Source organism: Fusicatenibacter faecihominis, assembly GCF_020686945.1.
Taxonomy (GTDB): domain Bacteria; phylum Bacillota; class Clostridia; order Lachnospirales; family Lachnospiraceae; genus Limivivens; species Limivivens faecihominis.
Genome location: NZ_JAJEPR010000058.1, coordinates 1 through 10232 on the forward strand (window position 1 = coordinate 1; position 10232 = coordinate 10232).

Genomic DNA, 10232 nt, shown 5'->3' on the forward strand with positions numbered 1-10232 from the left:
AATGGGGTGGCTCCGTTAGTCCGGACAGGTGGCTCTCGCCACACCGGACTGGCGGCTCTGCCGCACCGTAATATTCAGATTGATTTTTTCATTACTGAACAGAAATCAAATCACAGAGGAAAGCTTTACGAAAGAGTTAAATTTTTTACATTTGAAAAAGGAAGCTTCCAGATTAATTGTAAGCGAGCTGGAAAACCGGATGAAACAGACGGTTATGCATAAAGATTTGGGAAAACAGGTTTCTTATCAGTATTTACTTCGATTAGAGTGCTACAAGCTGATAAAACATCTGCTTGGAGAAAAAACATATGAAGGTTTTAAAATATGGTGGTAGATTATGTATGTAGTTTTAGTCTATGACATTAGTCAGGAAAAAAATGGTGCCAGACGCTGCTCACGGATTTTCAAAATTTGTAAGAAATATTTATCGCACATTCAAGATTCTGTATTTGAAGGAGAACTGTCCAATGCGCAGTTGGAAAGATTTAAACAAGAATTGAAAGGATATATAAATAAAGAACTGGATTCTGTCATTTTATTTAAATCAAGACAGGAGAAATGGTTGGATAAAGAATTTTGGGGAAAAGAAGATGACTGTACCAGCTTTTTTCTCTAATTTCTGTCGATATCCGATGTGTTTCAAAGACCGGGAGATCGACAATTCTCCAAAATCCAGCAAAAACACCATTTTCGTAGTAAAAAAATAAAATTCTAATCATCTCCAACAAAAAAAGGACAAGGTCGACGAAATATGCTAAAATAAGGTTGATTTTATGCGGATGCGTTGAAGGCGGGGTTTTAATAGAAACATTGTGGAATGTAAAGAATCCTGGCCTACACCGCTATGAAGACGGACCTTGAGTTTTAATAGAAACATTGTGGAATGTAAAGGGGAATACTGTTCAGTGCATCCCGGATCTTTGTTCGTTTTAATAGAAACATTGTGGAATGTAAAGATGGCATTGATCGCATTCACACAGTAGTTGATAAGAGAGTTTTAATAGAAACATTGTGGAATGTAAAGTGCAGTGTGCCCTCTATATATCCGTCAGTTGAAACCGTTTTAATAGAAACATTGTGGAATGTAAAGTGGACTCTCTCAACTCTTCCCCGCAGGACTTTATGGTTTTAATAGAAACATTGTGGAATGTAAAGTCAGTAAACACAAAGTTACCGAATGTTGAATAGTCAGGTTTTAATAGAAACATTGTGGAATGTAAAGGGCCGCTTGTTGTCGAGCGTCTGAAACGGGATGGAAGTTTTAATAGAAACATTGTGGAATGTAAAGGGGGTGGGTTGAAAGAACCTCTGTCGTGGGGATTCTCCATTTTAATAGAAACATTGTGGAATGTAAAGATATATAAAGGCGAGCGTACATCGATGTGGAGACTGGTTTTAATAGAAACATTGTGGAATGTAAAGGAACTATCGGGAGCACTGAAAAATGTCCCTGGTGTGGGTTTTAATAGAAACATTGTGGAATGTAAAGTTGACTGAAGGCTGACGGCCATCTTCTCAACGGAGTTTTAATAGAAACATTGTGGAATGTAAAGACTCCTACACTCCTTGCACTTCTCCTTGTCGCTGTGTTTTAATAGAAACATTGTGGAATGTAAAGTCCCTGCAAATAGTCATTATACATATCCGATTCATGTTTTAATAGAAACATTGTGGAATGTAAAGTACTCAGCGGTGTCTACATAGATGTATGCTGTGACGGTTTTAATAGAAACATTGTGGAATGTAAAGTATTATCCTTCATATCAATAGTGTCGTTATCAACTGTTTTAATAGAAACATTGTGGAATGTAAAGTTGTCAGTCTCGATAGCTTTTTTGAACGATACCCCGTTTTAATAGAAACATTGTGGAATGTAAAGGCGTTTGTGGTGCTCCCGGTTGTTGCGCTGCCTGCGTTTTAATAGAAACATTGTGGAATGTAAAGCAAGATGGCTGATGCTTTCAGAGAGATCGTAGAGGCGTTTTAATAGAAACATTGTGGAATGTAAAGATCATTGAATATTCTGCACGCTGCGGAGCGTCACTGGTTTTAATAGAAACATTGTGGAATGTAAAGGACGATAGCACCGACTTTGTTAAGCGTCGGACTTTCGTTTTAATAGAAACATTGTGGAATGTAAAGGGCGGAAAATCTTTTTCGTCTACATGTACCGGATCAGTTTTAATAGAAACATTGTGGAATGTAAAGTCTGCAGCGCCTCTCACGGAGTTACTGATAAGGAGTTTTAATAGAAACATTGTGGAATGTAAAGTTTAACGCTTACACCTCTTATACATCAGAATTTGTTTTAATAGAAACATTGTGGAATGTAAAGAGGTATGGGAAAAAGTCAAAAACGGTACCTACAGTATGTTTTAATAGAAACATTGTGGAATGTAAAGTCCAGTTCCCTCCAGGATCAGTTCGGCAGCGGTTTCAGTTTTAATAGAAACATTGTGGAATGTAAAGCGAAAGGCACCTGCGAAAGCAGTGTTTTTCGGCTGACGTTTTAATAGAAACATTGTGGAATGTAAAGAAAAACAAGGAGGATGATACACAATGCCAAAACGCAAGTTTTAATAGAAACATTGTGGAATGTAAAGTACACAGAGGGAGAGCTTAAACAGCGTTTAGAGAGGTTTTAATAGAAACATTGTGGAATGTAAAGCAGTGTTCAGCTTCATTTCAATTCCTTGAAATCCCGTTTTAATAGAAACATTGTGGAATGTAAAGTGAGTCAATCACATCACTGATAGCTGATGAAAATGGTTTTAATAGAAACATTGTGGAATGTAAAGAAAGTGGAAACAGCAGTAGGCAACGCAAACCAGGCACGTTTTAATAGAAACATTGTGGAATGTAAATAACGGAGACCCGGATGCGGGTAATGCTCCTCGTGTTGGTTTTAATAGAAACATTGTGGAATGTAAATTTTTGCTTTACAGCTGCTAAACAAATCTTAGGAGTGTTTTAATAGAAACATTATGGAATGTAAAGGTCGTATATATCAATGTGCTTGACCCGGAAAAGCAGGTTTAATAGAAATATTTTGGAACAGAAACAATCTTCATGTAACAATAATATGTATGAAATTTAAAAGAAAAATCCAAAAAAATGGAAGCGGTGTGTGATTAAAGTAGAAGTCGAAATAAAATTTTAAAATTAAATTCGTTTTCGAAGACGCATATCTGTACATACATTTCCTGTACTCCCGCATACACTGTAAAAACACCACTATCGGGGGATTTCCTTGAAGGATTATATTGAGGAGCGAGCCATCGAGATCGCAGATTATATCATAGCAACCAACGCAACCGTGCGCCAGGCGGCCAAGAAGTTTGGCGTGAGCAAAAGCACTGTTCACAAAGACTGCGTGGAGCGCCTACGGGAAATCAATCCCTCTCTGGCCTCTGAGGTGCGGAGGGTTCTGGATGTCAATAAATCCGAGCGCCATATCCGCGGCGGAATGGCGACAAAAGAGAAATACCTTCACCTGCATAAACATCGGACTGCCCATGCGTAAAAATACGGAACGTTGCCAAAAAGCGGGGCAGAGGTTATAATGGAAACAGTCAGGCAGAAAGCCTGAAAATACTATCACAAAAAATTCTGAGGAAGGACTGCAGATCATGAAGGATGAAAAAACGGATATTGCGAAAGAACTATCCAGAATATGTAAAGAAAAAGGAATCAGTCGATATTCCTTAAGCAAACGGACCGGTATTCCCGACAGCACGCTGCAGAATTATGAAAATGGGACCACGCCCAATTTTTCTACTCTGGAGATCATTTGCGAAGCGCTGGGAACAACGATTGCAGGTTTTTTTCAGGGTGATTGCTTTTCCTATTTTACAGAGGATCAGGAAGAACTGATGAGCCTTTTTGAAAAGATGGGACCGGATGACCGACAGCGCCTGCTGGCCTTTGCCGATGGTCTGGCTTCCGATCTATAAAAGAGGAAAAATCGATGAAAACATATGAAAAAGTAACCCATACATTTGAGCCTGTTTATGACGAAAATTCCCGGATTTTGATTCTCGGGACCTTTCCCTCGGTGAAATCCCGGGAGCAGCAATTTTATTACGGCCATCCGCAGAACCGCTTCTGGAAACTTCTGGCGGCTCTCACCGGCTGGAAGGTTCCAAAGACGATTTCGGAGAAAAAAGAGCTGCTCCTTCAGAATGGCATTGCCATCTGGGATGTGGTTGCCAGCTGTGAAATTGTCGGTTCCAGTGACAGCAGCATCCGAAACGTGGTGCCAGCGGATCTGAACCGAATCCTCCAGGCGGCACCCGTCCGGAAAATTTACGCCAACGGCGGAAAAGCCTTTGAGCTTTACCAGAAATATGCTTTTCCGGTAACCGGAAGGCCAATAGAAAAACTTCCCTCCACAAGTCCTGCCAATGCAGCCTGGCAGATGGATCGCCTGAAAGAGGCCTGGAGCGTGATCTTACAGTAAAATTTAAAAATGGGAATCTCCAGCTGAAGTCTGAGTACTGAAAAGTATCAGTTTCGGCTGGAGATTTTTATTTTGCAGAAAAATGAATCAAGATACAAAAAAGTGAATCAAAAAATAAAAATGAAATAAATTGTGAATGAAAAAGCATGGATCGTTTCTGATAAAAATTCTTTTTCTTTTTTATAATGGTTGCATCAGCAATAACCAGTGAAAATACAAAAAAGGAGGCAACAAAATGAAAAAGAGAAAAATGATGGCTTTATTAACTGCAGCTGCTGTGATGTGCAGTCTGGCGGTCCCTGCTCTGGCAGATGAGGCAGAGGGTGACCTGATTCCCATTACTTTCTGCGGAACGGCAGATCCTCTGGTGGAAGCGAATGTCTTCGCGAATATGGAGGGAGCGACTTACGAGAAGAACATCTGGACAGATCTTATTGCGGAGAAATTAGGTTACGAGGTTTCCTATCTTTGGGTCGCATCCAGCTCCGAAATTGCAACGCAGAAGTTTAACGCGGCTGTAGCGTCCGGAACTATTCCTGACGTTGTATGTGTGAACAAGCAGGATCTGAAACAGCTGGTAGACGGCGACCTGGTTGTTGATATGGCGCCTTATTTTGAGGAATATGCCAGTGATTATCTGAAATCCCTGATTGAAGCTGCCGGGGAAGCCTGCATCAATGCCTGTACTTATAATGGCGTACAGTATGGTATCCCTTATGTAGACTGTGATCTGCGGAGGAAAATACACAGGTTAAATTTCTGGAAAGATATGCGGTTCTTTTGGAAAAAGGCTTTCTGAAAGAATATCGTCGCCTGGCAAAAGGGGAAACTGTACCGGAGGGCCTCAGAGAATGGTATTTATACAGAGAGATCTTATCAGGCTTTTGATATTCCGGGAATTGATATGCTCTATGATTCCAGAGAACTGAATACGGCAAAACAGGCCCAGAGTGTGGTTCATTAGTACGGCCGGGAAGGAATGCTCAGCGAATTATATGGAGTAACTGGCTGGGAATTTGATTTCCGGGGCCACAAATTAGCGGGAGACTGGCAGGCAGCTTTAGGTGTGACTGTTCGTGTGCATCATCTTACCTGGACTTCCATGGCTGGAGAAGCCAAAAGAGATTACCCAGCATCCATCGGTTATCAGTCGCCCTGGTATAAAGAGTATCCGTTGATTGAAAATTACTTTTCCAGGCTGAATACGGTTTTAAGCCGCGGAAAAGCAGTTGTAAAAATTGGTGTAATTCATCCTATAGAATCTTACTGGCTTTACTGGGGAAACAAGGAACAGACCCAGGGGCTGAGGGATGAAATGGATGAGAGATTTAAAAAGCTGACGGAGTGGCTGTTGTTTGGCCTGATTGATTTTGACTTTATTTCCGAATCGCTTTGGAAAAGCCAGACTCCGGATGACGCTTTGCTTTCGGATGAAGCGTTTTCTGTGGGGAAAATGAAATATGAAACAATCCTTGTACCTAACTGTCTTACCTTGAGAAGCAGTACGCTGGAAAGATTGAAAGTATTTCAGAAAAAGGGGGGAAGAGTTGTCTTTCTGGGAGAACTTCCCCGGTTTATTGATGCGATTCCCAGTGATGAGGCAGAAGTTTTCAGCGAGAGCTGTGAAAAAATACATTTTGCCAAGGAGAACGTTTTAAATGTTCTTCAAAAAGAAAGACTTCTTGATGTACATGATCAGTCTGGCATGAGAACGGCCAATCTGATTTATCAGCTACGGGAAGAAAAAGACAGAGAATGGCTGTTTTTTGCACACTGTAACGCGATGCCAAATCCGGATCTTCCCAAAAGAGAAGACCTGGTTATTGAAATAAACGGAATTTATGAACCGGTCAGATATGATGCGATGACAGGAGAATGCTGCGAATCTGTCTATTTTCACAAAGAAGGAAAGACGGTGATACGACAGACTGTTTATGACCATGATTCTCTGTTGTATTCTTTGAAGCCTGCGGCAGAAGAAAAAGAAGATGAGAAAACCGAAGCGGCAGAAAAGGAATATGAAGAACTGGAACTGGAAAGTTACCTGGATGCAGAGCTGGCAGAGCCGAATGTTTTGGTATTGGATTTGGCTGAAGTAAAAGTAGAAGAAGAGCCATGGCAGAAAGAGGAAGAGATCCTGCGCCTGGATAACAAATTGAGAGAACGTTTTGGCTATCCGAAACGGGAAGAAGCCTTTCCGCAGCCCTGGGTAATGGCTGAAAAAGACAAGGAAAGTCATCTTATCCAATTGCGTTTTAAGATTTTTTCCGATATAGAAGCGGAAAAAACAGCTCTTGCACTGGAAGAAGTGAAAAATACCAGGCTGTTCCTGAATGGAGAAGAAATTTCTACGAAAGCAGATGGGTATTATGTAGATCGTTCAATTGCCAAAGTTCCGCTGCCCAGGCTGCACAGGGGTGAAAAATATCCTGATCACACAGGTAAAATATAACAGCAGAGTTAATCTGGAAGCTATGTATCTTTTGGGTGATTTTGGCGTTAAACTTGCCGGGAGGAATACAAGGCTTATAAAGGCAGAAGAAAAAATGGCTTTCGGTGATGTCAGCAGTCAGGGACTTCCTTTTTATGGCGGAAATCTGACTTATAAAACATCCATTGATATTCGCGAAAAATGTGATCTTAAGATAGAAATTACACGTTTTAAAAGTCCGCTGCTTAAAGTTTTCCTGGATGGAAAGGATTGCGGAGCAATCGCGTTTTCTCCCTATGCTCTTGAAATCAGGGACATAACACCCGGGAAACACCGCTTGGAAATTGAGTTTTTTGGAAATCGCTACAATACTTTTGGCGCTTTGCATAACTGCAATGAGACGCTTTCATGGAAAGGTCATCCAAATTCCTATCGCACAGTTGGAGAAGCCTGGTCGTATGAATATCAGATTCATCCGCAGGGGATTTTAAAAGCACCTGTTATAAAGATCATAAAAGGATGATGTGAATGAAAAGGGACCCTTGCCGCAAAGCAAAGGTCCCTGATTTTCTTTTGTAATGCTATCTTTTGTATGGTCAAAATTCTTTTGTATTTTCTTGTCATTTTTCTTAAGTGAATGTCGTCGTTTCCTGACGACAAATGTATTATAGCAGAAAATTTTGAAAAAGAAAAGCAAAAGATTTCGACAAAAAACGACCTTCTCGTGAAAAAGAAAAATTGGGCTTGTCATGGCCAGATGAATCTCTTATAATGATGAGAGACAAGAGATAACGTTTCTCATAAGAAAAATGGAGGAATACCAGTGGAAAAGGAAATGATCATCGTACTGGACTTTGGTGGCCAGTACAATCAGTTGATTGCAAGAAGAGTCAGAGAATGCAACGTGTATGCGGAGGTGCATCCCTACACACTCAGCCTGGAAAAGATTAAAGAGATGAATCCCAAGGGAATCATTTTTACAGGCGGACCCAACAGTGTATACGGAGAGGATTCACCGCGTTGCCCGAAAGAGATTTTTGAAATGGGTATTCCCATCCTGGGTATCTGCTATGGTTCTCAGCTGATGGCTTACATGCTTGGCGGAAAAGTGGAAACTGCACCGGTCAGCGAATACGGCCACACAGATGTAACGGTAGATACAGAGGATATCCTGTTTGAGGGCGTTTCCAAAGAGACCGTAGCCTGGATGAGCCATACGGATTACATCGCACAGGCTCCCGAAGGCTTTAAGATCACGGCTCATACCAGTGTGTGTCCGGTAGCAGCTATGTCCTGTCCGGAGAAAAAGTTTTACGCTACACAGTTCCATCCGGAAGTTATGCATACCGCAGAAGGAAAAACGATGCTGAGTAACTTTGTATACAAAGTCTGCGGATGCAGCGGAAGCTGGCAGATGGCTTCTTTCGTAGAGACCACGATCCAGCAGCTCCGTGAGAAAATCGGTACCGGTAAAGTGCTCTGCGCTCTGTCCGGCGGCGTGGATTCCTCTGTTGCAGCCGTTCTGCTTTCCAAAGCGATCGGCAAACAGCTGACCTGCGTTTTCGTTGACCATGGTCTTCTTCGTAAAAATGAAGGAGATGAAGTGGAAGCTGTTTTCGGCCCCAATGGCCCTTACGAGCTGAATTTCATCCGTGTCAATGCCCAGCAGCGTTACTATGATAAGCTGAAGGGTGTTACCGAGCCGGAGCAGAAGAGAAAGATCATTGGCGAAGAGTTTATCCGCGTATTTGAAGAAGAGGCAAAAAAGATTGGCGCCGTGGATTATCTCGTTCAGGGAACCATTTATCCGGATGTGATCGAGTCCGGCCTTGGAAAATCCGCAGTCATCAAATCTCATCATAATGTAGGAGGACTTCCGTCCGTAGTTGATTTCAAAGAAATCATCGAGCCCTTACGTCTTCTTTTTAAAGATGAGGTTCGGCGCGCCGGTCTGGAGCTTGGTATCCCCGAGTATCTGGTGTACCGCCAGCCCTTCCCGGGTCCCGGCCTTGGAATCCGTATCATCGGAGAAGTAACCGAGGAAAAAGTAAAAATCGTTCAGGAAGCCGATGCCATCTACCGCGAAGAGATCGCAAAAGCAGGAATCGACAAAGGTCTTGGTCAATATTTCGCAGCCCTGACCAACATGCGTTCCGTAGGTGTTATGGGTGATTTCCGTACCTACGATTACGCCATCGCCCTCCGTGCCGTAAACACCTCCGACTTCATGACCGCCGATGCCGCCCAGATCCCCTGGGAAGTCCTCGCCAAAGTCACCAACCGTATCGTCAATGAAGTCAAAGGCGTAAACCGCGTAATGTACGATTGTACGGGGAAACCTCCTGCAACGATTGAGTTTGAGTAGCGGACTAAATTGCGAAAAAGCCCATAAATAAAGGCTTTGCAGGCAGTCGAAAAGACCAAATGGAGTGCAAATGGAGTTTAAAAAATATTTTTTTCTCTTGTTTATATTCCAAATTCACCTGCAAATTTCGTGAAATCAGTTATTTTCATAAAATATAATTAGAGTAAATAAGAAGAACAGTTTGTTTTGATTGAAGTGATTTTCGTCAAGGCAGACTGTTTTTTTTGTTGCCTGCATTTAGAAAAAAGATACCAAAGAAAGGATCTTTATTTTTGATGAGCTAAACTCCATGACACAGTAACCACACTGATGGAGAATTAAAAAACAAAAAAATTTGATAAATTTCGGAAAAGGATGTCCGATTTTGTATCTGCCAGTACAGAGTATATGAAGAGTTAAATATTCAAAACACAGGAGGTACTGATTATGCAGAACAAATTATTTTTAAAGGCAGCCGATATATGTGAACTTCTGGAAGTAAAACAGACATCGGCTTATGAGATCATCGGAAATCTGAACAAGGAGCTGGAAGAACAGGGATATCTGACGCTTAGAGGAAAAGTTCCGACAAAGTATTTTGTGAAGCGTTTCTATGGGGTGGAAGACACTTGTGAGATTCCCCAGGAAGAAGGAAAGGAATGGTTTCATGCGTAAGAGAAAAATGTATTTATCAGTGGAAGACATTGCAGAACTCTTTGAGTTATCAGTTTCTTTTGCTTACCGGGTGGTGGAGAGAATGAATGCTGATCTGGCAAGCAAGAACTATTATGTGATTCTCGGACGGGTGCCAACCCGCTATGTAGAGGACAAGATCTATGGTCTGGAACATGTTGAGCAGTATTTGAAGGAGGATAAAGCGGTATGAGTATGGTGCAGGAAAAAATGTATATGGATGTGGATGATGTGTGTGCAATTCTTGGAGTTTCAAAAACTTATGCATATAGTCTGATGCGAGAATACAACAAAGAATTGAAGGC

The 10232-nt window shown here is 41.7% G+C and carries 11 protein-coding genes and 1 CRISPR repeat array; all 11 genes read left to right on the plus strand.

Annotated elements, in window-relative coordinates:
• Positions 1 to 28 precede the first annotated feature (28 nt).
• The 11 genes from LKD71_RS18630 to LKD71_RS17050 all read left to right on the plus strand — a co-directional run bounded on the left by LKD71_RS18630 (position 29) and on the right by LKD71_RS17050 (position 10120).
• Positions 29 to 334: a CRISPR-associated endonuclease Cas1 gene (locus tag LKD71_RS18630; RefSeq protein ID WP_334302602.1), complete on the plus strand. Its 306-nt coding sequence runs from the start codon at positions 29 to 31 to the stop codon at positions 332 to 334.
• A 3-nt stretch (positions 335 to 337) separates the two neighbouring features.
• Positions 338 to 616: a CRISPR-associated endonuclease Cas2 gene (gene cas2 / locus LKD71_RS17005; protein ID WP_227616306.1), complete on the plus strand. Its 279-nt coding sequence runs from the start codon at positions 338 to 340 to the stop codon at positions 614 to 616.
• A 179-nt stretch (positions 617 to 795) separates the two neighbouring features.
• Positions 796 to 2997: direct repeats of the CRISPR family, unit length 30 nt; unit sequence GTTTTAATAGAAACATTGTGGAATGTAAAG.
• A gap of 253 nt (positions 2998 to 3250) precedes the next feature.
• Complete coding sequence (spoIIID, locus tag LKD71_RS17010) at positions 3251 to 3523, plus strand: sporulation transcriptional regulator SpoIIID (protein ID WP_227616307.1); 273 nt, start codon at positions 3251 to 3253, stop codon at positions 3521 to 3523.
• Positions 3524 to 3629: 106 nt separating this feature from the next.
• Positions 3630 to 3953, plus strand: a complete 324-nt coding sequence (locus tag LKD71_RS17015) for a helix-turn-helix domain-containing protein (RefSeq protein ID WP_227616308.1) — start codon at positions 3630 to 3632, stop codon at positions 3951 to 3953.
• Between the two features lie 14 nt (positions 3954 to 3967).
• The gene (locus tag LKD71_RS17020) at positions 3968 to 4459 is read left to right on the plus strand and encodes a DNA-deoxyinosine glycosylase (RefSeq protein ID WP_227616309.1); all 492 of its coding nucleotides are present in this window, start codon (positions 3968 to 3970) and stop codon (positions 4457 to 4459) included.
• Between the two features lie 235 nt (positions 4460 to 4694).
• Positions 4695 to 5258, plus strand: a complete 564-nt coding sequence (locus tag LKD71_RS17025; protein WP_227616310.1) for an extracellular solute-binding protein — start codon at positions 4695 to 4697, stop codon at positions 5256 to 5258.
• Between the two features lie 180 nt (positions 5259 to 5438).
• Positions 5439 to 6911 carry a hypothetical protein gene (locus LKD71_RS17030; protein WP_227616311.1) on the plus strand — a complete coding sequence of 491 codons (1473 nt, stop codon included), beginning with the start codon at positions 5439 to 5441 and terminating at the stop codon, positions 6909 to 6911.
• The gene (locus LKD71_RS17035) at positions 6877 to 7413 is read left to right on the plus strand and encodes a hypothetical protein (RefSeq protein WP_227616312.1); all 537 of its coding nucleotides are present in this window, start codon (positions 6877 to 6879) and stop codon (positions 7411 to 7413) included. Before LKD71_RS17030 ends, LKD71_RS17035 begins: the two co-directional genes overlap by 35 nt.
• 300 nt (positions 7414 to 7713) lie before the next feature.
• A complete protein-coding gene (gene guaA, locus LKD71_RS17040) occupies positions 7714 to 9255 on the plus strand; it encodes a glutamine-hydrolyzing GMP synthase (protein WP_334302603.1) in 1542 nt (513 codons plus the stop codon).
• A 426-nt stretch (positions 9256 to 9681) separates the two neighbouring features.
• The gene (locus LKD71_RS17045; protein ID WP_008705329.1) at positions 9682 to 9909 is read left to right on the plus strand and encodes a hypothetical protein; all 228 of its coding nucleotides are present in this window, start codon (positions 9682 to 9684) and stop codon (positions 9907 to 9909) included.
• Positions 9902 to 10120: a hypothetical protein gene (locus LKD71_RS17050; RefSeq protein ID WP_215684661.1), complete on the plus strand. Its 219-nt coding sequence runs from the start codon at positions 9902 to 9904 to the stop codon at positions 10118 to 10120. Before LKD71_RS17045 ends, LKD71_RS17050 begins: the two co-directional genes overlap by 8 nt.
• Positions 10121 to 10232: the final 112 nt, after the last annotated feature.